The organism is Photorhabdus sp. RM323S, from assembly GCF_042879375.1.
Classification (GTDB): domain Bacteria; phylum Pseudomonadota; class Gammaproteobacteria; order Enterobacterales; family Enterobacteriaceae; genus Photorhabdus; species Photorhabdus tasmaniensis.
Genome location: NZ_JBHFKZ010000052.1, coordinates 1 through 20,757, shown reverse-complemented (window position 1 = coordinate 20,757; position 20,757 = coordinate 1). Strand labels below are relative to the sequence as shown.

21 protein-coding genes, 1 other RNA gene and 1 pseudogene are annotated in these 20,757 nt (G+C 42.7%); 11 read left to right on the top strand and 12 right to left on the bottom strand.

Annotated elements, in window-relative coordinates:
* Positions 1–83 precede the first annotated feature (83 nt).
* From ACGF7G_RS17920 to qatD, 4 genes are read left to right on the top strand one after another with little or no spacing between them, the layout of a single operon-like run.
* Positions 84–1,868: a P-loop NTPase fold protein gene (locus tag ACGF7G_RS17920; RefSeq protein ID WP_387467264.1), complete on the top strand. Its 1,785-nt coding sequence runs from the start codon at positions 84–86 to the stop codon at positions 1,866–1,868.
* Positions 1,868–2,620: a hypothetical protein gene (locus ACGF7G_RS17915; RefSeq protein WP_387467262.1), complete on the top strand. Its 753-nt coding sequence runs from the start codon at positions 1,868–1,870 to the stop codon at positions 2,618–2,620. The genes ACGF7G_RS17920 and ACGF7G_RS17915 overlap by 1 nt, the downstream gene beginning before the upstream one ends.
* Complete coding sequence (gene qatC, locus ACGF7G_RS17910) at positions 2,602–3,921, top strand: Qat anti-phage system QueC-like protein QatC (RefSeq protein ID WP_387467288.1); 1,320 nt, start codon at positions 2,602–2,604, stop codon at positions 3,919–3,921. Before ACGF7G_RS17915 ends, qatC begins: the two co-directional genes overlap by 19 nt.
* A gap of 8 nt (positions 3,922–3,929) precedes the next feature.
* Complete coding sequence (gene qatD / locus ACGF7G_RS17905; protein WP_387467286.1) at positions 3,930–4,643, top strand: Qat anti-phage system TatD family nuclease QatD; 714 nt, start codon at positions 3,930–3,932, stop codon at positions 4,641–4,643.
* Positions 4,644–4,804: 161 nt separating this feature from the next.
* On the opposite strand, the gene ACGF7G_RS17900 is transcribed toward qatD, so the two are convergent.
* The 4 genes from ACGF7G_RS17900 to ACGF7G_RS17885 all read right to left on the bottom strand — a co-directional run bounded on the left by ACGF7G_RS17900 (position 4,805) and on the right by ACGF7G_RS17885 (position 7,708).
* Positions 4,805–5,482, bottom strand: coding sequence for an inovirus Gp2 family protein (locus ACGF7G_RS17900; protein ID WP_387467260.1), 678 nt, complete (start codon positions 5,480–5,482; stop codon positions 4,805–4,807).
* A gap of 323 nt (positions 5,483–5,805) precedes the next feature.
* Positions 5,806–6,369, bottom strand: coding sequence for an ECF-type sigma factor (locus ACGF7G_RS17895; protein ID WP_387467258.1), 564 nt, complete (start codon positions 6,367–6,369; stop codon positions 5,806–5,808).
* Positions 6,370–6,532: 163 nt separating this feature from the next.
* On the bottom strand, positions 6,533–6,961 hold the full coding sequence (locus ACGF7G_RS17890; RefSeq protein WP_387467256.1) for a hypothetical protein: 429 nt from the start codon (positions 6,959–6,961) through the stop codon (positions 6,533–6,535).
* Between the two features lie 534 nt (positions 6,962–7,495).
* Complete coding sequence (locus ACGF7G_RS17885) at positions 7,496–7,708, bottom strand: helix-turn-helix transcriptional regulator (protein WP_387467254.1); 213 nt, start codon at positions 7,706–7,708, stop codon at positions 7,496–7,498.
* 141 nt (positions 7,709–7,849) lie between these two features.
* Here ACGF7G_RS17885 and ACGF7G_RS17880 point away from each other — a divergent pair, with 141 nt between their 5' ends.
* Positions 7,850–8,614: a hypothetical protein gene (locus ACGF7G_RS17880; RefSeq protein ID WP_387467252.1), complete on the top strand. Its 765-nt coding sequence runs from the start codon at positions 7,850–7,852 to the stop codon at positions 8,612–8,614.
* Positions 8,615–8,630: 16 nt separating this feature from the next.
* Here the strand turns inward: ACGF7G_RS17880 and ACGF7G_RS17875 are convergent.
* From ACGF7G_RS17875 to smpB, 3 genes and pseudogenes are all read right to left on the bottom strand, one after another.
* Positions 8,631–9,861, bottom strand: a pseudogene (locus ACGF7G_RS17875) (integrase domain-containing protein).
* A gap of 191 nt (positions 9,862–10,052) precedes the next feature.
* Positions 10,053–10,416, bottom strand: a transfer-messenger RNA (tmRNA) gene (gene ssrA / locus ACGF7G_RS17870).
* Positions 10,417–10,466: 50 nt separating this feature from the next.
* Complete coding sequence (gene smpB, locus ACGF7G_RS17865; RefSeq protein ID WP_015833415.1) at positions 10,467–10,949, bottom strand: SsrA-binding protein SmpB; 483 nt, start codon at positions 10,947–10,949, stop codon at positions 10,467–10,469.
* A gap of 157 nt (positions 10,950–11,106) precedes the next feature.
* Here smpB and ACGF7G_RS17860 point away from each other — a divergent pair, with 157 nt between their 5' ends.
* Both ACGF7G_RS17860 and ACGF7G_RS17855 read left to right on the top strand, forming a co-directional pair.
* Positions 11,107–11,541 (top strand): type II toxin-antitoxin system RatA family toxin, encoded by a 435-nt coding sequence (locus ACGF7G_RS17860; RefSeq protein WP_036843021.1) that lies wholly within the window; start codon positions 11,107–11,109, stop codon positions 11,539–11,541.
* Positions 11,534–11,827, top strand: a complete 294-nt coding sequence (locus ACGF7G_RS17855) for an RnfH family protein (protein WP_387467250.1) — start codon at positions 11,534–11,536, stop codon at positions 11,825–11,827. Before ACGF7G_RS17860 ends, ACGF7G_RS17855 begins: the two co-directional genes overlap by 8 nt.
* 58 nt (positions 11,828–11,885) lie before the next feature.
* Here ACGF7G_RS17855 and bamE read toward each other — a convergent pair whose 3' ends face one another.
* From bamE to nadK, 3 genes are all read right to left on the bottom strand, one after another.
* Positions 11,886–12,233, bottom strand: coding sequence for an outer membrane protein assembly factor BamE (bamE, locus tag ACGF7G_RS17850; protein ID WP_387467248.1), 348 nt, complete (start codon positions 12,231–12,233; stop codon positions 11,886–11,888).
* 113 nt (positions 12,234–12,346) lie between these two features.
* Positions 12,347–14,008 carry a DNA repair protein RecN gene (gene recN, locus ACGF7G_RS17845; protein ID WP_387467284.1) on the bottom strand — a complete coding sequence of 554 codons (1,662 nt, stop codon included), beginning with the start codon at positions 14,006–14,008 and terminating at the stop codon, positions 12,347–12,349.
* 88 nt (positions 14,009–14,096) lie between these two features.
* Positions 14,097–14,975 (bottom strand): NAD(+) kinase, encoded by an 879-nt coding sequence (gene nadK / locus ACGF7G_RS17840; RefSeq protein ID WP_387467246.1) that lies wholly within the window; start codon positions 14,973–14,975, stop codon positions 14,097–14,099.
* 123 nt (positions 14,976–15,098) lie between these two features.
* Here nadK and grpE point away from each other — a divergent pair, with 123 nt between their 5' ends.
* Positions 15,099–15,680, top strand: a complete 582-nt coding sequence (grpE, locus tag ACGF7G_RS17835) for a nucleotide exchange factor GrpE (protein ID WP_387467244.1) — start codon at positions 15,099–15,101, stop codon at positions 15,678–15,680.
* Positions 15,681–15,729: 49 nt separating this feature from the next.
* Here the strand turns inward: grpE and ung are convergent, their stop codons facing one another.
* The gene (gene ung, locus ACGF7G_RS17830; RefSeq protein ID WP_133815354.1) at positions 15,730–16,410 is read right to left on the bottom strand and encodes a uracil-DNA glycosylase; all 681 of its coding nucleotides are present in this window, start codon (positions 16,408–16,410) and stop codon (positions 15,730–15,732) included.
* A 434-nt stretch (positions 16,411–16,844) separates the two neighbouring features.
* Between ung and ACGF7G_RS17825 the strand changes: the two genes are divergently transcribed.
* Both ACGF7G_RS17825 and ACGF7G_RS17820 read left to right on the top strand, forming a co-directional pair.
* A complete protein-coding gene (locus ACGF7G_RS17825; RefSeq protein WP_387467242.1) occupies positions 16,845–17,858 on the top strand; it encodes a phospholipase in 1,014 nt (337 codons plus the stop codon).
* Between the two features lie 15 nt (positions 17,859–17,873).
* Positions 17,874–18,461, top strand: coding sequence for an ankyrin repeat domain-containing protein (locus ACGF7G_RS17820; protein ID WP_387467241.1), 588 nt, complete (start codon positions 17,874–17,876; stop codon positions 18,459–18,461).
* Between the two features lie 38 nt (positions 18,462–18,499).
* Here ACGF7G_RS17820 and srmB read toward each other — a convergent pair whose 3' ends face one another.
* Positions 18,500–19,837, bottom strand: a complete 1,338-nt coding sequence (gene srmB / locus ACGF7G_RS17815) for an ATP-dependent RNA helicase SrmB (protein ID WP_133815351.1) — start codon at positions 19,835–19,837, stop codon at positions 18,500–18,502.
* 139 nt (positions 19,838–19,976) lie between these two features.
* On the opposite strand from srmB, the gene ACGF7G_RS17810 reads away from it, so the two are divergent.
* Positions 19,977–20,726: a tRNA1(Val) (adenine(37)-N6)-methyltransferase gene (locus ACGF7G_RS17810; protein WP_387467240.1), complete on the top strand. Its 750-nt coding sequence runs from the start codon at positions 19,977–19,979 to the stop codon at positions 20,724–20,726.
* Positions 20,727–20,757 lie beyond the last annotated feature (31 nt).

The following is a 20,757-nucleotide window of genomic DNA, read 5'->3' as shown; positions in this document are numbered from 1 at the left end:
AGAACCGGAACAGACATCTTGAATAGTCCTTGCCATGGGTGATTTGGACCTTCCATCAGTCGAGAGAAATAAAGGATAAGCAGATGTGGTCAGACAAGGAATCATCAGAAGATTACCTAAATTTTGGTGAAGTATCTCAGCTAGCTGTAGATGTGCTCACCACCGAAGGCATGTTACCAGTATCAATAGGCATTTTTGGTAATTGGGGGGCTGGCAAATCTTCACTTTTGAAATTGATAGAGCAAAAACTTGAGCAAGATGACAAAGATTGGATTGTTATCAACTTTGACTCCTGGCTCTATCAGGGCTATGACGATGCACGAGCTGCGCTTCTTGAAGTCATCGCTACGGCGTTGACAAAAACTGCGGAAGGAAATGCTACCCTTACCTCAAAAACGAAAAGACTCCTAAGTCGGGTTGATGGGTTTAGAGCCATGGGCCTACTGGCTGAAGGTGCAGCTTTATTTGCAGGAGTTCCTACTGGCGGCTTGCTTTCCAGAAGCATTGGTGCATTAAGAAATGTTGTTGATGGCATTCAGAGCCAGGAAGAATATGAGGTTTTGGGCAATCTGGCTAAAGAAGGTAAAGAAACGGCTGGCGGTTTGATTAAACCAGAGGCTAAAAAAAGCCCTCCTCAGCAGATTGATGCTTTTCGTAAGGAATATGGGGAAATTTTAGAAGAGCTTAGTAAGCCACTCATCGTGGTAATAGATAACCTCGATCGCTGCCTACCTGCCAATGCCATTCATACGCTTGAAGCTATCAGGTTATTCCTTTTCTTAACTAATACAGCCTTTATCATTGCAGCAGATGAGGACATGATTCGTTCTTCTGTGGCTGATTACTTCAAGGGGGCATCACAGCGCCATCAAATAGACTATCTGGATAAGCTAATCCAGGTTCCTATCCGGGTGCCTAAGGCTGGGGTACGTGAGATCCGTTCATATCTGTTCATGCTTTATTCTATTGAACATGGCTTAAAAGGCGAAAAACTTACTACGCTCCGTGAGGGTTTAGAGAAGGCATTACAGCAATCTTGGAAAGATGAGCCAATCGCACGTCAGGATGCCCTAAAAATGACTGGTGAATCGGAGGATAGCAATCTCGCTTTGGCGTTTGCGCGTGCTGACCGTATTGCTCCCGTTTTAGCCAACTCTCCAATTATCCATGGTAACCCCAGGATCGTTAAGCGCTTGTTGAATGTTGTGAAAATGCGATCTCAAATTGCGAAGCGACGAGCTATGCCTTTGGATGAAGCAATTATCACTAAGCTAGTAATCTTTGAACGATGTGTTGGAGTAGATGGTACCGCTGATTTATATCACCTCGTGGATATTGAACAGGGTATGCCCCAGCTGCTTAAACAGCTTGAAGATGCTGATGGTCAAATACCTACTGAAGCGCCAAAGACATGGACTGATAATCCAACGACTAAAGCTTTCATCGCTCAATGGGCCCAGCTTGAACCGCGTCTTGGTGGAATCGATTTGAGAGCCGCCATATATCTGTCCCGAGAAACTATGCCAATAGGTGCATATGTGGTTGGTTTATCGCCATCTGGACGGGAAGCATTGAATGCACTTATTGAACTGAAAAATACCAGTTCTCCTACAGCAGAAACTCTTTTGGAAACGCTTCCTCGTGAGGAGCAAGTGCCAGTAATGGAAGGTTTAATTAGCCAGTTAAGGCAGGTATCGGATTGGGCTCGTAGACCTAAGGGTTTTTCTGGTGCATGCCTCTTGGCCCGCCACTCGGCAGATGCGGCTAGTATATTAATTCGTTACTTGCAGGAGTTGCAGCTGGGGACGAAACGGCCAGTGTGGATGACTGCAGCACTAAAAGATGAGCAATGGAATAAGGACGCTTAATGGGAACTTCACAATCAAGTACAGGTCCAGGAGGTGGTTCTCCACTGGTTCCACCTTGGGCTGATGACCAGCCACAGCAACCGTTACCTTCGCCACAAGAAAGAAGGTTTGCGCCATTCCGAGAATCTTTGGGAAATGCGGTTTCAAACGGTAATAGAGCAGACTTCAGGAAAGCCATAGGGCATTACGCGCGAAAAGCCTCTGGAGGGAGCAGTAGTGCAGCTCGACGATTAGGGAGTGTCACACAGGCCGGGGGCGGATTGTTTGGGGCTTTGACGGGAATGCCTGTAGCTCCCGGAGAACCAAGCATCGATTTGGGTAGTTTGGCTGGTCTTCCATGTGAAATGGCAATATCAGCTATTGCTCAAGCTTTAACATCACAGGATGGTGACTCAGAAAAGATCTGTGCAGCCATGAACCATGCTTTGGTGGAAGCTCTCGATGGCGTAGAAATTTTCGATCCTCAAAAAATAACTGACGATGTGATTGTTGATACAATGATTGGTTATTTAGCGGAAAGTATTTTTCTTCAGATGGTAATGGATTCTAACAAGGCTTGGAATAAAGCAGATACACCTTCAAAGGCAATCCAAGCAGAAACCGAACTTAGAGAATTAATCAAAGTTGTTGTTGATAAACACATGGCCCCAAAACTTGTTGGTAACATCAGAACGTTCTCACGGAATCAAATGGTCAAAATTGAACGTCAGGCCATTATTGAAGCTTGGCAAGAATGGGAGGCCTACCAGTGACAGAATTAGTTTTCCATCATGATCATCGCCATTTGCCGCCAGCAGGTGATAACTTGTTGCCCGTACAGCTCTATGGATTAAGTGGTCAAGGTCGCGGTGATATATCTGTTATCGGGAACCCTGCGATTGATCGAATCAGACGTTTGGGAGTACAAATTCCAGCTCAAGTCATGGATTTTCTTAGCATCGCACTAGCGGTAACAGCCGCCGATACATTCGTACAGCGTGAAAGTTCTGAGGATGGTTGGACCCGCCAATTCTCATTACGACTCCCCCTTCATGAGCCATCTCGATGGATTAGCTTAAAGAAGGAACTTGAGAGCGCTTTGCATTTTCTTAGTGGAGACATCTGGGATTTTGAATTTTGTGACGGTGGTTATGCACCGCCAGAACCTCATAGCCAACATTCAAGGTTTCATCTGATTAAGCTCAAAGGACTTGACTGTGTCAGCTTATTTTCGGGCGGGCTGGATTCGGCTATTGGCGCAATAGATCTTCTGACAGAGGGGCGTGCTCCGCTTTTGGTTAGTCATGCTTATAAGGGAGACAAGTCACGCCAAGATCAGATTGCTAAAAGATTAAATGGTCGATATTCGCGGTTTGAAATTAATGCTGATCCGCATAAATATCAAGGAGTGACTGATATTACGATGCGAACTCGTAGCATCAATTTTCTTGCCTTTGCGGCTGTAGGTGCTTGTGCTGTACAAGAAATAGCTCAACAAGAAAAGATCGATTTGTTCGTACCTGAAAATGGGTTTATCTCGTTAAATGCGCCACTCACCCCACGGCGGATAGGTTCGCTGAGCACACGAACAACACATCCATACTTTATTACGAGCATACAAAAGATCTTTGATGCGACCGGTATTCCTTGCAAAATAATCAATCCATATCAGTTCAAAACAAAGGGGCAAATGGCCTCCCAATGCTCAAATAAGCAACTCTTATCTGAAGTTGTGGAAAGTACAGTGTCTTGCAGTCATTGGAAACGAACGGATCAGCAATGTGGGGTATGTGTACCGTGCATCATTCGACGGGCATCGCTTCATGCTGGGGGAATTAGTAGAGATGCCGAATACACTTTCCAGTCCCTAGCTAAAGTAATGAATGAAATAGATCGCAGGGACGACCTTATCGCTCTTAGGATTGCAATTGCGCAGAAATCGACTTTGAAAATAGGAACATGGATTGCCAAAAGTGGTCCTTTGCCTACGGCAGAATTCGATAATTTTAAGCAGGTATTCAAGGATGGTCTGGATGAGGTTGAAAGCTATTTACTAAGTGAGAACATAGTGTGAGCATCGATATGCACTGTCATCTAGACTTGTATCCTCAGCCAGAACTAGTGGCTGAGGAAAGCAAACGTCGAGGGACTTATATTCTGTCGGTGACAACGACACCTAGAGCATGGCATGGAACTTCTCTACTAGCCAAAGGAAGCCAACGGATCCGAACTGCTCTTGGGCTTCACCCCCAAATCGCGCATCAAAGATCGCATGAGTTAGACCTGTTTGATTCACTGCTTTCGGAGACTAGGTATGTCGGGGAAATTGGGCTTGATGGTGGAAAGGGATTTAAAGAACATTGGGATGTCCAGTTGAAGGTATTCCGACACATACTCAATAGTGTAAATCGAGCTGGTGGCAAGATTATGTCTATCCACAGCCGGGGAAGTGCGTCAGCGGTCCTTGATGAGATCGAAAACATCGATGGGATGGCAATATTGCATTGGTTCACTGGAACACCTAAGCAGCTTGAAAGGGCAATTGATTTAGGATGTTGGTTCTCAGTGGGACCAGCTATGCTCGATACAATAAAGGGAAAGACCTTAGCTTTGAAAATACCCAAATCACGCATTCTTACAGAAACCGATGGGCCATTTGGTAAGTTTCGTAATGATCCACTAATGCCATGGGACGGTGAGATTGCAGAGACACAGTTAGCCGCATTATGGGGTATGAGCCCGATGGAGGTTAAAGCTCAGCTTTCTGATAATTTTAGAAGATTGTGTAGTTATTAAATATTTAGATAAATTCACTGACCTTAAGAAAATAATCGGTATAAAATTCGATCTGGTTAATGTGGTGAAAAAGGAAGTATATATGTTCTGCCTGAGCCTTCCCGCGCAGAGAAGGCCACAGTCGAGCTGCACGGAACAACCTACACCGTCGTCATCGTAGCCTACTTTAACAGGCTTGTGCTAAAGTTACGGTAGCCGTCGTGGACATCTTTTGTATTTTCTTTAGCCAGATAAGCCAGACGCAACAGGAAGTCCTCATAAACAGGGGAGCGAGTTAGAGCATCGCACCTGTCAAACTTAAACGACTGATTCTTTGGGAAATGCACTAAGGTCGCGTCGTCTGGATAATCAAGACCCACAGCGCTACACCAGGCTTTCTGTATCCTCGTTGCCATATTATCTGCATTGCGATTGGTATAATCTCCCAGATATCCGTAAACGTTCCGGTTGAACAGCAGCATCAAGTGATAGTGGGGGTGTTCGCTTGTATCACGCTCTCTGGCCCAGACATAAGCGGGTAACGCAGGTTTTCCCTGTCTGCCTGAACGTCGGTGATCCTCCCGTAACTGGCTTTTCAGCGACTCGATACAGCGAGTTATTGACTGCGGATCTACCCGCTGAAAACAAACAGGTGAGTCAGGATCGTCAGATACGTGATCCTCAGCAAACCTTAGGTCTGCACGGCAAGAAAATATACGATTATGGTGTTCAAGGGTGTTATATACCACAGCAAGAGATTTACGGAGAATATAACGCTCTATAGGTGAATTGTATTTATGCTCTGCTGTCTTAACCAGTAGTTCAAATTCTTTCTTGGTTAACTCATAAGGTGATTTCATAATATACCTTTAGCTGTATTTTTTTATTATTACCAGGTAATGGGTAGCCATTACACTACCCATATGACAGGATATGTCTGCATTCAGTAGTTTTACTGAGATATACCCCTAACTGAACTGATATAGGTATATTACATATACCGAGTTCCTGAGGTGAATGCCGTGCCTTAATAATGCGAGCGGAAGGTGCGATATACCTTGCTTTAGAGTTTTATTTAATCTCCTGATAATGAATGAAATTACTCTGAAGTTATTATGATTCTAGGTGACTTATACAGCGTTAGGGATAATAGTGATTACAGGCTGTATCTGGATATGAAATATTAACCGATAATTCCGTTATTCCAATTGCGTTTTACTGTCGCTATGCTAATCTCCAATTCTTTTGCTGTTTTTGATTGTGTCAGCCCTCTACGTTTAGCAAGTTCGACGCTTTCACGATATTTGCTTCCTTCTCTTCTCCCTAATGGTTTAGTGATATTTCTTTTCTTCAATGCAGCTAAGTCCACCTTCCTGCATTCGTTTTGTATTTTTGGAAGTAATAAAGTAAAAACATATCCATCAGAAGTCGGGGTTAGCTTATTTTGAGGGAAGTAACAGTGAATGCGTATGGCCTTCTTAGCGCAACGTATTATGTTTTCCTGGATCTCCTCTGCGTTACTCCCCAGACTGTTTAAGTCTAATACAACCAGATCGTCGCCTCTGCTCATATTTCTATTAATCAGGTATTTCAATAACTCCCTTTTGTTGGGTGACCGTTGACTGTCAATCAGTGTCCGCTCCGAACTTATCGATAAAGCTTTGCGAACTTCTTCAATCTCCGACTTAAGATTCTGATCCTCAACTTCACCCACATTCCGGTATAGATGGTAAAAAAATCCAGACATTCTGCTTAACTCCGGTATCAGTTATTAATTAAAGCTACCTTTAGGTACTTTAAAGTGCCATTGTTTACAGCATAACGTTGCTTCGAATGTATACTCAGATATAATACTGTGCTCAGGTTTATGAGATGATTTAAAGAAAAAGCCAGTGCCATGTTCAATTACATTATTCCTTTTTATCCTTAGTTGTCTCATCAAAAGGATTAATTATAATGATCTCCTTATCCTTTCTGGTTGAAAGCGAGACGTCACACTTCCGAATGACAGGAATCATTACAGCCTGTCCGCCGATGTAGTAAATAGGAATCCAGCAAATATACGGGAACGAAAAATCTATACTATGCTTTTCTAAGACGCTATCAATTCTGTAGGTCATTAATTCAATAGTTGGAAGCAATACTGCTTTTCTAATATTAAAAAAAATATCCCCATGCATTATGCTTCTCAATGGCAAGATAGTTCCAATGCCTGATAATAATCTCCTTGCGTCGCTAAGAACCCTTTTATTGTAAATGTATATGGCGTTTTTTATTTCACTGTCATCAATTAAATTACCAAGCATATCCTTAATTCTGTTCTTTTCAATCTTGCTCATTTTACTCCCTGTCGTGATATGTTTAACATTGATTGCGTCTAAGATTTTTCTTGATATTAAAATATGGTTTGTCCACATTTCAAGGTAAATTTCCATGTCTGTTTTTTTTGGCTAGGATTTTTAGATAGCAATGGTATCTGCTTTTTAGCATGTGACAATGAAGCTCTATATAATTCTTCTGAAATAATAGATGATAGAGATTGGCCCGATCCTTCACTTACTCTTCTGTAATAATCAATAGTAGAAATGTAGTTTGTTGAAAATGTAACTCGTATTGGCACGATTATTTCCTTTTCTAGTTTTTTAATATGCTATTCCATTTTTAGCAATAGAATGGCTTTAAATGTAAGGTTTAATGCTTTAATGAACTATGTGAGGCAGCCTATCACTTCTCTTTTTGAAAATTGCAAAACAAATCCATTCAGTTATTTTAGAAATCAACAATGTCGAGTATCAATTTTTGGGGATGGCGTAAATTCATCTTATCTTAATGTCAATTACAGTTTTACTGAGGGTAACCCTGACAAAATATGTTCAGGAAGAAATAGGTGTTCGGAGCAAAATCCACTCGTCAATCTCTGACTCAAGCCAGCCAATAGATTGTTTACCAAGACGACGTCGTTTTGGAAATGTCGCATCATACCGTGGGGATTTTGGGTTAATCCAATCGTAGATGGTAGAGCGAGCCACTCCGATTTTTTTCATTACAGTTGCAATCCGTAACATTCTTGCATTGGTTGTATTCATCAATGTTTCTCTTAGGTTGTGTGTTTTGGGACGAGATGAAGATAACTTTTCTCTGCCACAGAAAAAATCAACTTGCCAAAAAGTTTTTCTTTACAATACTGTTATGTTGTAATTTATTGAAAAATATAGGGTTGTAATTGTATGTTAAAACTGTTTTGCAGAGAGTTTGAAGTTCAGAGCAAGGACCTGCATAGACTTCTTATGTCTTCGGAGTGGCCTTTTAAGAACGCCTTAATTGAGGGACTATCATTTCTTGAGGAGGATAGTGATGAAGTAAAAAATGAGATCTTACAGTTTAGATCTCGGTACACCGACCATGATGCATGCTGGAAGCAGCTAGAGCTAAAATGGAACGTCATACCTCTGATGCGCTCTGCACTAGGATTGAAACAGTTTTTCAAAGATGATTTGTTCGCTGCTGATGTATATCAGTTCTGGGGAAGAGAAATGTGGGAGATCAATCAAAAAATGGCAATTGAGTCCTTTTTACATGCTAACCGTATATTGAACGAATGCCGTGGAAGTGTGAATTTTAATCAATTGATTGATAATGAAAAAATGGTAAGCGCGAGTAGGCGGCAATCAGCTATCAAAGGTGGAAAGGCAAAAGCTGAGCACTATATTCCAGTAAAGCAGGAGGCGATAAGGTTATTCTACAAAAATGTTCCATTAGACGGCGGATGGAAAAATAGAACTGTAGCTGCACGGGCTATCGAGTTGGAGTTAATGAGCTTTGTGCAAAAAATGAAAGTCCAAAATGAGGGATTGGATCTTAATGAAGATGAGCTTATCACAACTATAGTACACTGGGGGCGCGAAGATACTGAGGTTAGGGAGGCCTACGACGCAACTGTGCGAGTTGCGTTTAGCAAAAAAAATAGCGTGCGCTTAACGCTATTTTTGTAGAAATAATCACGTATTTTTATCCAACAAGTCTCAAAACACTAGAGCTTGCCATAAGAGTGTCTCCCTTATCCGCTGAATTAACAAAGCTAGCCCACCACTGCATCATCGGGCGACGCTGTTCAAGGTAATCGCTGCGGTTGTAGGCACGACGAACCTCATTCTTATCCACATGGGCAAGTGCTGCCTCAATGACATCAGGCGGAAAGCCTTGCTCATTAAGGGCCGTACTAGCAATAGATCGCAAGCCATGAGACACGAGTATGCCACCTAACCCGGCGCGTTTTAGCGCTGTATTCACCGTCTGACTGTTCATTGATTGAGTTGGTTTGATTCGACTGGGAAAAACAAAATCTCGATTTACACTTAGCGGTTTCATCATCTCCAGAATAGCGATTGCTTCATCTGATAATGGAATTGTATGATCCCGATTCATTTTCATCCGTGCTGCTGGGATTTTCCACTCCCGTGTTTCCAAATCTATCTCATCCCAGCGGGCTTGGGCTGCTTCTGCTGGGCGTGTGATAGTGAGAAGCTGCCACATAAACAGGCATCGTGTTGGTAGGATAATGTTGGCGGTACGCATAGTCTGCATGAGTTGCGGTAGCTGGTCTGGACGGATGCTTGGCATGTTCTTTTTCTGAGGCTTCTCGAATGCCTTGCCAATATTGACGCTGGGGACTGCATCAATTAGACCTGTATTTTGAGCATAAATCATAACCTCATTAATGCGCTGGCAAAGGCGACGAACGGTTTCCAGTGCCCCTCTGGCTTGAACAGGTTGAACTGTCTGAACCAGCGTATGGGCTTTGATATCCGTGACGCTAATATCACCAATCGCAGGAAAAACGTCTCTCTCAAGAGATCGCCAGATATCTTCCGCATAGTCCTCTGTCACACTGGTTTTCTTCACATTCCACCAACGTTCAGCCACGAGTTGGAAGGTATTGGTTTTGGCTTCAAGTGTGCTGCGTAGTTGTTCTTGCTGATGTTCCTGAGGATCGACTTGTTTCGCCAAGAGAGTGCGAGCCTCTGCCCGGTAGCTTCGCGCATCAGCAAGGGTAACTGACGGGTAAGCCCCAATGCTCTTTTTCGCACGCTTCTTGGTGACAGCGAAACTGCCAGATTTTACTGCCGCTGGATTTGATTAGTAGCTCTAGGCCATCACCATCATAGAGAACGTAGTCCGCTTCCTTGGGTTTGGCGGATTCGATTTCCTTAACGGAAAGAGGTTTTGTTTGTCTTGCCATTGCCGGGTTTCAATAGTTTTAGGCACATCAAAAACAATAATGCTTTATGAGGTGCCTAAAAGGTTCGGATTTAATTAGTTGGCTTCAGACTTCGCGGGACAAATTGAGGGCACAAAAAAGCCCGCAGAGCTTACGCCATGCGGGCTTTTCGTACTTCATCGGCCTTATCTGGTAATAACCGATGTCTAAATTGGTGGAGCTGGCGGGAGTTGAACCCGCGTCCGAAATTCCTACATCCTCGGTACTACATGCTTAGTCTAATCTTTACATTCGCTTGCCAGCTGCGGACAGACACGCCACTAACAAACTAGCCTGATTAGATTTAACGCTTCAACCCCAGGCAAGGCATCCACGCGATCTCTTTTGGGTTTGACCTCTCTTGATCCCCGTCCTAAGAGCGGAGGCTAGGGAGAGAGGGCGATATGCAGGTTATTAAGCTGCTATTGCGTATTGTTCGTCGTTTGCGACTATTTTTTTGCGGCTTTTTACGAGGCCAACCGCCCCTCGGCATGCACCTTGGGTTTCGCGAATCCCGTCGAATCCAGAATCAGCCCCAAGTATGTTAAAAACAAGTATATCAGAATATTAAACTATAATGCCAGAGATTATCGCCCAGCATTTTTCATAATACGTGCTTTGTCTAATTTCCATTCACGTTCTTTGATATCTGAACGTTTATCGTGTGCCTTTTTACCTTTTGCTACGCCAATCTTGACTTTGCACCAGGCGTTTTTCCAATAGAGGGATAAGGCAACAACGGTATAACCTTCACGATTGACTCGACCATATAATGAGTCAAGTTCGCGCTGATTAAGTAAGAGTTTGCGTGAACGCATAGGATCACAGACGACATGGGAAGAAGCTACATTTAACGGAGTGATGGTGGCACCAAAAAGATAAGCGTCGCCATCTTTGAGTAAAACGTAACTGTCGCTGATATTTGCTTTACCAGCGCGCAGTGATTTGACTTCCCATCCTTGTAACGAGAGGCCAGCCTCAAATTCTTCTTCAATGAAGTATTCGTGACGGGCTCGTCTATTCATGGCAATGGTTGCCGAACCGGGTTTGTGTGCTTTTTTCTTTGTCATAGTGTATGCATTATACTGAATGCTTTGATGAAAGAAATCTTTTCCCGCAGCATATTTGCTGATTAATGAGTATTTATTGCATTATACGCTGACAGGTTTTTCTTTAATCGCGTATAGGTGATATTATTTGCCACAATTGAGCCTTACAGGAAATGATATGCCACAGATTAGTCGCTCTGCGTTAGTACCGTACAGCGTGGAACAAATGTACAAATTGGTCAATGATGTGAGTTCTTATCCGGATTTTCTACCAGGATGTGTCGGCAGCCGTGTGTTGAGCATCAGCCGTCATGAAATGACGGCGTCAGTCGATGTTTCTAAAGCAGGTATAAGCAAGACTTTTGTTACCCGGAATATCCTGGCTGATAACCAAAGCATTAATATGCAACTGGTGGATGGGCCTTTTCGTAAGTTGATGGGAGGCTGGCAGTTCATACCTCTGAGTGAAGATGCCTGTAAAGTTGAGCTTCACCTTGATTTTGAATTTACTAATAAGCTGATTGAATTAGCTTTCGGCAAGATTTTTAAGGAGTTGGCCGGAAGTATGATACAGGCTTTTACTCTGCGTGCACGTGAGGTTTATAGTGCCTGATATCAATGTCGAAGTTATTTATGCATTGCCTGACCGCCAATATCTGCGTACTGTGAAATTGCCCCAAAGGGCGACTGTAGAACAGGCAATTGTTGCATCAGGTCTGTTGACTTTGCGTAATGATATTGATCTGCAAAAAAATAAAGTTGGCATTTATAGCCGTCCCGCCAAGCTGACAGATATTTTGGAAGAGGGTGATAGGGTGGAAATTTATCGTCCATTGTTAGCCGATCCAAAAGAAATGCGTCGTAAGCGTGCTGAACGGGCTAGAAATAATGCTCAATAATTTGTCAATAGACAGCCAGTCATCTGTATTTTATGACTCGCTGTCTATATCTCTTTGATTATTGAAGATTCTCAGTAAGTGAGTTTTCGTTTTTAATGTCAGTCAGTACGCCTTTACTGTCAAACGTCAGTGTTAGGGTTTGCTGAGTCACTTTTTCATGCCCAGGTTGCTGACGAAACACATAAAACCATGTTTGAGTACCAAACGGATCTTGTAACATGGGTGTTCCTAATGTATAGGCTACCTGTTGCTGGGTCATCCCTTTGTGGATTTTTGATACATTAGCAGATGTCAGATAGTTCCCCTGACTAATGTCAGGGCGATAAACAACCCGTTCCAGGGTAGAGCAACCCGCAGTCAGCATAACGAATGATACAGCAGCGACAGTCAACATTTTACAGCGCATGGTAATTACATTCCTTTAGGAGTCAGGATGTTGATAATAATAGACCTTGACGAGATTGAAAACCTCTACAAGTTTTAGCTATGACCCCAAATATCCGTAAAAGTTGTGTCATATTATGCTGCCAGCAGCTCTTTTGCGTTCGCCAGGGTATTTTTTGTGACTTCACTACCTGCAAGAAGCCGCGCCAGCTCTTGTAATCTGGCTTTCTTGTCCAGTAATTGCATCTGAGTTTCAGTTTCTTCACCATCAGTCTGTTTACTAACATAAAAATGCTGGTGACCGCAACCAGCTACCTGAGGCAGGTGAGTGACACACATGACCTGTGTAGATTCGCCTAATTCACGTAACAGACGACCGACAATTGCGGCTGTCAGGCCACTGATACCCACATCCACTTCATCGAATATCAGGGCTGAAGTTTCCATTTTCTTGGCCGTTATAACCTGAATTGCCAGTGCAATACGAGAAAGTTCACCACCTGAGGCAACTTTTGCCAGTGATTGGTGTGGCTGACCAGGGTTAGTTGTGACATTAAATTCAACTTTATCTGCGCCATCAGCATTTAAGTATTCAGGCGCAAAAGAGATATCAACGGTCAAGCGACCATGAGGCATGGAAAGCTGATGCATACTGTTGGTGATTAGCTCACTTAACTCTTTAGCGTATTGCTGGCGAACCAGATGCAGCCTTTCTGCTACTTCTAATGCTTGTTTATGGTGTCTGTTAACCTGTTCACTGAGATGAGCACAGTCATCTTCTTGTTGTGCCAGCAGTTGCTGTTCTTCCCGTAGTTGTTGATATAGTGAGGGAAGTTCTTCCGGTACAACATGGTGTTTACGGGCTACTCTGATTTGCTGCGAAATTTTCTGCTCCAGTTCAAACAGACGATTTGGATCCATATCCAGTTGATCACCATAGTGGCGGAGTTCATCGCTGACTTCATTAATTTGGATGGATGCTTCTTCCAGCATAGTCAGCAGGTTACCGAATTTATTATCCATTGTGATGAGTTCTGCCAGTTCGTATTTAGCGTGATTTAGCAGACTGATAATATTTTGCTCATCATTATCACTCAGTAGCAGGAGGGCATTCTGACTGACCGATAATAGCTGACCACGGTTTGCCAGTCGTTTGTATTCATTATCTTGTTCTTGATATTCACCTGGCTGCGGGGCTAATTCATTTAGCTCCTTCAGGTGATATTCCAGCAACTGTTGACGAGATTGGCGCTCAAGAGCTTGTTGCTGGAATTGAGCCAGATCCTGACAGCTTTGGTGCCATTTCTGATAGACCTGTTTCATCTCATTTTGCAGATTGAACTGATTAGCGTAAGTATCAAGCAGACGTTTTTGGTGACCACTCTCCAAGAGTAATTGGTGGGCATGTTGACCGTGAATCTGAATAAGGTGAGCGCCCAGTTCACGTAATTGGGAAAGTGGTACAGCCGTTCCATTGATAAAGCCCCTTGAGCGTCCATCTAAAGTTATGGTACGACGCAGCAAGCATTCATTACTGTCATCAAGTTGACGTTCTTCCAACCATTGGCGGGCAGAAGGAGCATCAGAAAGAGAAAAATGGGCGCAAATATCAGCACGAGAAGCACTGTTACGCACCATGTTGGTTTCACCTCGATTACCCAGACATAAACCTAATGCATCAATTGCAATGGATTTACCGGCACCGGTTTCACCTGTAATAGCTGTCATACCTGACCGGAAATCAATTTCAAGCTCACGAACAATGGCAAAGTTGCTAATAGTTAACTGGGTGAGCATCATGCCTTTCCTGTGTATAAAAACACCTCTGTATTTTCATACAGTATAAACTGGTTTTTTATACAGTAAAGTAGTGAGGCCTGTTTTTTTAGAACATTTTTTTAGACCAGCTTAGTTTTGTGCTTAATATATTGAAGTAATTATAATCTTTAGGGTGAATGAGATTGAGCTTCTGTTTGCTGCGGCTAATAATTACATCCTCTCCATCCTGTATAGGCAGAACTATCTGGCTATCGCAACTGACTTCATAATCGCTGCTGTTTTGGGAAAATTTCAGTCTGATGCTGCTTTCGCTACTGATGACCAATGGGCGGGCAGATAATGTATGCGGGAACATCGGCACCAGGACGATAGCATCTAGGTTAGGTGTCAAAATCGGTCCCCCGGCGGAAAGTGAGTAAGCAGTCGAACCCGTTGGGGTTGCGATAATCAATCCGTCAGAGCGTTGGGAAAAAGCAAAACGTTCATCAATATAAACTTCGAATTCAATCATGTGAGCCACTTTCCCTGGATGGAGAACGACTTCGTTGATTGCGGTACTGATACGAGGTTTCTGGCCGTTTCTTCTGACCAGTGCTTCCAGCAAGAAACGTTGTTCATTCCGGTATTCGCCATCCAGTACTTCAGAAAGTTGTTGCAGAGCATTATCAGGATCTAAGTCCGTCAGAAAACCCAGATTACCTCTGTTAATTCCAATGACTTTAATGTCATAACGGGAAAGAACTCGGGCAGCCCCCAGCATATTGCCGTCGCCACCAACAACGACGGCTAAATCAGCTTGTTTACCAATTTCAGTCAGGCCGCCGGTCTGTGCGTCTTTTAAACCAATATCTTTGGCTACCTGGCGATCAACAATGACGCAGTAACCTTTGGACTTTAACCAATGATAAAGCATCTCATGAGTGGCGAGTGCTTCTGGGTGACGAGGATGACCAACAATACCAATGCATTTGAATTTTTTATTCATCGTTGTAATTTCCTTCAGCAAGAGGTTTTGTCCTCACAATATGACGGGTTCCCTTGAATCCCCAGTTTAGATCCCCATAATAAGCTAAGTAGCGAGATTAATGCCAAATACGCGGAGATATTCATGAGTAGTAAAGAACAAAAAATGCCTGACGAGCAAGTCTCGGAAGATATGGAAGTTGTATCTGAACAGCAAAACAGTGCGGATAAAGCAGAAGCATCAGAGACTGAAAGCGTTGTTGAGCCACGAGTCGCAGAGCTGGAAGAACAGCTCAGACAGGCACAACAGCGTGAACGTGACGCCATTTTGCGTGCTAAAGCTGAAGTTGAAAATATCCGTCGTCGTACTGAGCAAGATGTGGAAAAAGCCCATAAATTCGCGTTAGAGAGATTTGCGAATGAACTGTTGCCGGTGATTGATAATCTTGAGCGTGCTCTGGAGGCAGCGGATCGTACCAATACCGAAATAGCACCCATGCTTGAAGGTATTGAACTAACGTTAAAATCTTTCCTCGGGGCTGTGAGTAAATTTGGTATTGAAGTTGTTGGCGACACAGATGTTCCTTTTAATCCTGAAGTGCATCAGGCCATGACCATGATGGAATCCGATCAGCATGAGCCGAATCATGTCATGATGGTCATGCAGAAAGGGTATACCTTAAATGGGCGCTTATTGCGCCCGGCAATGGTAGCTGTATCAAAGTAATTTTAGCAGTGTAGATAATCAATGCCGCTCCAACCGGGGCGGCATTTTTTTACTGTGGCAACTCAGGTGTCCAGTTAATTGGTGCCATTCCTTGTTTTTCCAGCAATTCATTGGCTTTTGAAAAGTGTTTACAACCAAAGAATCCTCTGTGGGCAGATAGTGGAGAAGGGTGAGGCGCTTTGAGAACATGGTGTTTATTGGTATCAATAAAGTTGCCTTTTTTCTGGGCGTGAGACCCCCAAAGAAGAAAAATTACGCCTGAACGGTTCTCGTTAATCGCGGCAATGACTTTATCAGTGAACGTTTCCCAGCCCAGATTTGCGTGAGAGTGAGCGTTACCACGTTCTACGGTTAATACGGTATTGAGCAGGAGAACCCCTTGTTTGGCCCAACTGATGAGGCAGCCATGATTTGGGCTTTGGAAACCGGGTATATCGGATACCAGCTCTTTGTACATATTGACCAGTGAAGGTGGCGCAGGAATACCAGGCTGAACTGAGAAAGAGAGGCCATGTGCCTGATTAGGGCCGTGGTAAGGGTCTTGCCCAAGTATCACAACCTTAATATCAGCTAATTCGGTGTAGCGGAATGCATTAAATACATCCTGTTGCGGCGGATAAATGGTCTTACCTGCCTGACGTTCTTTTGCGACATAAGTCAGTGTGTCGAGAAAGTAAGGTTGTTTTTTCTCGTTACCGATCACGTCGTGCCATGTAAGAGATGCGGACATAGCAAATCCTTTTTATATAATTACCAGATGGACGTTAGCTTACCGATTCCAAAATCAGAGGGAAACCTTTAATGAACACTAAAACGGAATTTTTGATAAATATTTCAATGTTGTAAAGTGTTTTTGAAAATTTATCAAAATAATTTCTCTGTAGTTGGCTATAAATATTTATTTAAACCATAAGGTTGCAATATATTTATAGTAACTATATGAAATTAACTGAGCTGAATCAATAGGTATCCTCATTTGTGTTGGTATACAAGCTGCTGATAAATACTAGGTAGAAATTACTCTGATATCAGAGATATAAATCACAATTTATTATTTTTGTTAACAATTTTTAAACATTTATTTAGCTTTATGTTGTCCCCTGCCGATAGATTAATTGCACCAATTAAATAGCTAATTATTTTCAACTATCGTTAGGGAATTTTATGAGTTTATCAATTGGTATCAATCTATCAATAGGTTCAGATTTTCCTATTTTAAATAATCTTCAACTTGTTACATCACCTTCTGTTCCAACCGAGAATATTAAGAAAGCGGCCACTGAAGTCTCTTCCCTCTCAGAAACGACTAAAAAGAACAATAGAATTTATCAATCATTAGTTAATGAACAGAGTATTAACATCAATTTAAAATCAATGACAGGAATTAAAGCTGAACAGATTAATGGTAAGCAATCTCATGAAATTGATTATATGTTAGCGTTGATCTCTGATGATATCTATATAAAAACCACTATGGGAATTGGTGATTATGTCCGTCTTTCTGATGGCGAGTTATTAAATGCAGGAATAGAACCGGCAAATTTGAGAAATGAAACAACGGGTTTTCAGGCAGGTATTTATCGTAATGGTGATCTCCATATCGTTGCTTTTGCGGGTACTAATGATTTGAAAGATATATTGACTAACTTACGGCAAGGTTTTGGGTTTGATGAAGCGCAATACCATCAGGCTGTTGATTTAGCTCGTACTGCCAGAATAGCGTTTGGGGAAAATATGTTATTTACTGGGCATTCTTTGGGGGGAGGATTAGCCGCAACAGCTGCATTATCAGTTGGCAAGCCTGCGGTGATATTTAATTCAGCCGGTGTTTCCGACAGTATGATGAAAAATCTGGGGCTTTCACCACAAGGGGGCAGAAATATAGCTGAGAATGGGTTGATACGGCATTATGTTGTGGAATATGACTTGCTTGATTCATTACAACAAAAACTGCCAGTATCCCAGCCGATAGGGCATAAAATTTTACTGAAATATAATGGTGATTTGGAAGAATCGAATAAATGGTTTCCCTCTCTGATGCGTGGATTCAATGCACATTCTCTTAAGAAGGTGTTGGAATTATTAACGATATATAAACCTTGGATATCTTTAAATAATGAACAGCAAGAAGAGTCTTTGGTGATGTTTAACGAACCCAATCTGAGCATTTCTGTATGATTGTAAAGGGATATTATGAAAATTTGTGAAGTCGTTGAGTTTGAATCTGAACCGAATTTTCAGCAGGATGAAGAAAATATAAATCCGTTGCAATGGGCTATATTCAATCAGCGAATGAATGATATTAATACTTTGCTGAAAGAGGGGGCTGATCCTGCTCAACTGGGTTTACAACAAGAAAGTGCTTTACATACGGCCGCAAAAATCAGCAATCCTGATTATCTCAAATCTTTATTATCATTCATGCCTGATGTAAATATTACTCATCCTGTCACTTTAGCAACACCTTTACATGCTGCGGTTCAGGTAAGGAGAAAAATTCAGGCTGAATTACTGCTGATGGCAGGAGCTAACCCCAACTTGGCTAATCGGGTTGGGGATACTCCGTTACATATTGCGGCTAAAATTAATTCGCCGGAACTGGCGTTAATATTGTTGAAATCAGGTGCTGATCCCACATTACAGAATAAGCAACAGTCAACGTTCCAGATCTATTTCAGTCTTACACCGTTAAAAGTACGCAGCCATGAGATGCAGGCTGAATATGATAAAGTTAATAATTGGCTGAAAGCTCAACAAATCAGCCGATATTATTTGAAATAAAATATAAACGGGCTGATCCAACTGGCCCGTTTAAAGATTTACTTATCACTAACGGTTGGAACTTCAGGTTTTGGATTACCAGAAGGTTTACGGCGTTTACCAATATTTTTGCTATCCCGATGACGAATTTTTTCTTTTTTCTTCGATTCTTCCGCTTTCTTTTTTTCTTTGCGTTTAGCCAATACTTTTTTCGATGGCTTATTGCTGGTTTTCTCACTTGGTGATTTGGTTGTTGGGCGAAGTTCATCAACAATCCGCGACTTCAGTGGTTCGTTCAGATAGCGGCTGATTTTACCCAATAAAACATGATCATGTGCTTCCACTAAGGTAATTGCGGTACCTTTGCGACCAGCACGAGCCGTCCGGCCGATACGATGCAGGTAAACATCGGCGGTGCGTGGTAAATCGAAGTTGAAAACATGACTGATATCATCAATATCTAATCCGCGGGAAGCAACATCAGTGGCAACCAGAACATTGATACTGCCATCATTCAAACGCTTAACAGCTTCCGTTCTTTTAGCCTGTACCATTTCCCCTTCGAGGAACCAGGCTTTGATACCGGCTTGACGCAGTCCGTCTACAAGCTCATGTACACGTTCACGTTTGCGAACAAAAATAATGGATTTAGTGACATCCGGTTGTTTCAGTAAATGGCAAAGCAGGGCTGTTTTGTGTTCCTGACTGTCTGCACGGTAGTAGAATTGCTGAATTTTTTTGCGTTCACGGCGTGACGGCTCTGCATCAATTTCAACCGGATCTTCCAACAGACGCTCTGCAAAATCACGGATGGCTTCTCCTTCCAGAGTCGCAGAGAACAGCATGGTCTGTTTGCGCCAACGGGTTTCACCCGCGATGGTTTCAATATCATTGGCAAATCCCATATCTAGCATACGATCTGCTTCATCAAGGATGAGTGTTTCAACTGCCCGGCAATCAAAGTTTTCTTCTTTGATATATTGCAGCAGACGGCCGGTGGTGGAGACGACGATATCCTGATTCTCGCTGAAAACTTCTGCGTGGTTCATATAGGCCACACCGCCGGTAATCGTAGCAACATCCAGATTGGTATGTGCCGCCAGTTCTTTTGCCTGGTCTGCCACTTGCATTGCCAGTTCACGGGTTGGTGTCAGGATCAAAATACGTGGCGGACCAGATTTTTTGCGTGGAAAATCGAGTAAGTGTTGCAGAATTGGCAGCAGGTAAGCTGCGGTTTTACCTGTTCCAGTAGGTGCGGAACCCAGAACATCACGTCCATCCATTGCTGCCGGAATAGCAGCAGCCTGAATTGCTGTTGGGCGGGAGTAACCTTTATCATTTAGAGCATCAAGCAGGCGTTCATCAAGATCGAGCTCAGAAAAGTTTGTTGCAGTCATTATATACCTCTGTTTAGGCCGCCGATTATAAACAGGTTGGGCGTATTGTTCATCTATTAAAGCTGTCATTAAGGCAGATAGCTTTTATCGGAACATAATAACCCTTATTCTATGACAAAATTTTTTTGTGCTGACACAGATGCAGGTTATTAATTTGAAACAGAAACAACCTTGTCGCCGGGGAGGATTCACTTTTAAGCAATTTTTTGTCGGCCATGACCGATGTGCAATGAAAGTAGGGACCGATGGTGTTCTATTGGGCGCGTGGGCTCCGGTTAGTGGCAAAAAAGCAATTTTGGATATCGGTTGCGGCAGCGGGTTAATTACTTTGATGTTGGCACAGCGTACAGATGAGAATACCAAAATTGACGCAGTAGAACTGGATACCGATGCTGCATTACAGGCTCAAGAGAATATAGAGCAATCTCCGTGGCAGAGAAAAATAAATGTTTATCAGCAGGATATTGGTGATTTCGCTGATCGGTATTCAAAATGTTATGACTTGATTGTCAGTAATCCACCCTATTTTGAACCGGCTGTTGCTTGCCGGAATGAGGCAAGGGAACAGGCTCGTTATACCAGCACTCTAACTCATCAGCGGTTATTACAATATGTAGAGAAGTTGATGACACCTGATGGTCTGTTTTGTGTGGTATTGCCGTATGTTGTTGGTGAAGTATTTGAAACAATGGCATGTCAGATGGGGTGGTTTTCTCATCATCGAGTCAATATCCGCGACAGGCAAGGTAAGCCATTACACCGGGTGTTATTGGCATTTTCCCGTAAGGAAGAAACGGGCTTAATCAGTGAATTGGTCATTCGTCAGCCAGATGGTATATATACACGGGAATTTCAGCAATTAGTCACGGATTTCTATCTCTATTATTGAAAGAATCACATTATTGAAAAAACCACGCCGG

What these genes read in the sequence shown, in the direction of transcription:
- ACGF7G_RS17920 (WP_387467264.1), top strand. Translation starts at nt 84, where the DNA reads ATGTGGTCAGACAAGGAATCATCAGAAGATTACCTAAATTTTGGTGAA.
- ACGF7G_RS17915 (WP_387467262.1), top strand. Translation starts at nt 1,868, where the DNA reads ATGGGAACTTCACAATCAAGTACAGGTCCAGGAGGTGGTTCTCCACTG.
- qatC (WP_387467288.1), top strand. Translation starts at nt 2,602, where the DNA reads ATGGGAGGCCTACCAGTGACAGAATTAGTTTTCCATCATGATCATCGC.
- qatD (WP_387467286.1), top strand. Translation starts at nt 3,930, where the DNA reads ATGCACTGTCATCTAGACTTGTATCCTCAGCCAGAACTAGTGGCTGAG.
- ACGF7G_RS17900 (WP_387467260.1), bottom strand. Translation starts at nt 5,482, where the DNA reads ATGAAATCACCTTATGAGTTAACCAAGAAAGAATTTGAACTACTGGTT.
- ACGF7G_RS17895 (WP_387467258.1), bottom strand. Translation starts at nt 6,369, where the DNA reads ATGTCTGGATTTTTTTACCATCTATACCGGAATGTGGGTGAAGTTGAG.
- ACGF7G_RS17890 (WP_387467256.1), bottom strand. Translation starts at nt 6,961, where the DNA reads ATGAGCAAGATTGAAAAGAACAGAATTAAGGATATGCTTGGTAATTTA.
- ACGF7G_RS17885 (WP_387467254.1), bottom strand. Translation starts at nt 7,708, where the DNA reads ATGAATACAACCAATGCAAGAATGTTACGGATTGCAACTGTAATGAAA.
- ACGF7G_RS17880 (WP_387467252.1), top strand. Translation starts at nt 7,850, where the DNA reads ATGTTAAAACTGTTTTGCAGAGAGTTTGAAGTTCAGAGCAAGGACCTG.
- smpB (WP_015833415.1), bottom strand. Translation starts at nt 10,949, where the DNA reads ATGACAAAGAAAAAAGCACACAAACCCGGTTCGGCAACCATTGCCATG.
- ACGF7G_RS17860 (WP_036843021.1), top strand. Translation starts at nt 11,107, where the DNA reads ATGCCACAGATTAGTCGCTCTGCGTTAGTACCGTACAGCGTGGAACAA.
- bamE (WP_387467248.1), bottom strand. Translation starts at nt 12,233, where the DNA reads ATGCGCTGTAAAATGTTGACTGTCGCTGCTGTATCATTCGTTATGCTG.
- recN (WP_387467284.1), bottom strand. Translation starts at nt 14,008, where the DNA reads ATGCTCACCCAGTTAACTATTAGCAACTTTGCCATTGTTCGTGAGCTT.
- nadK (WP_387467246.1), bottom strand. Translation starts at nt 14,975, where the DNA reads ATGAATAAAAAATTCAAATGCATTGGTATTGTTGGTCATCCTCGTCAC.
- grpE (WP_387467244.1), top strand. Translation starts at nt 15,099, where the DNA reads ATGAGTAGTAAAGAACAAAAAATGCCTGACGAGCAAGTCTCGGAAGAT.
- ung (WP_133815354.1), bottom strand. Translation starts at nt 16,410, where the DNA reads ATGTCCGCATCTCTTACATGGCACGACGTGATCGGTAACGAGAAAAAA.
- ACGF7G_RS17825 (WP_387467242.1), top strand. Translation starts at nt 16,845, where the DNA reads ATGAGTTTATCAATTGGTATCAATCTATCAATAGGTTCAGATTTTCCT.
- ACGF7G_RS17820 (WP_387467241.1), top strand. Translation starts at nt 17,874, where the DNA reads ATGAAAATTTGTGAAGTCGTTGAGTTTGAATCTGAACCGAATTTTCAG.
- srmB (WP_133815351.1), bottom strand. Translation starts at nt 19,837, where the DNA reads ATGACTGCAACAAACTTTTCTGAGCTCGATCTTGATGAACGCCTGCTT.
- ACGF7G_RS17810 (WP_387467240.1), top strand. Translation starts at nt 19,977, where the DNA reads ATGCAGGTTATTAATTTGAAACAGAAACAACCTTGTCGCCGGGGAGGA.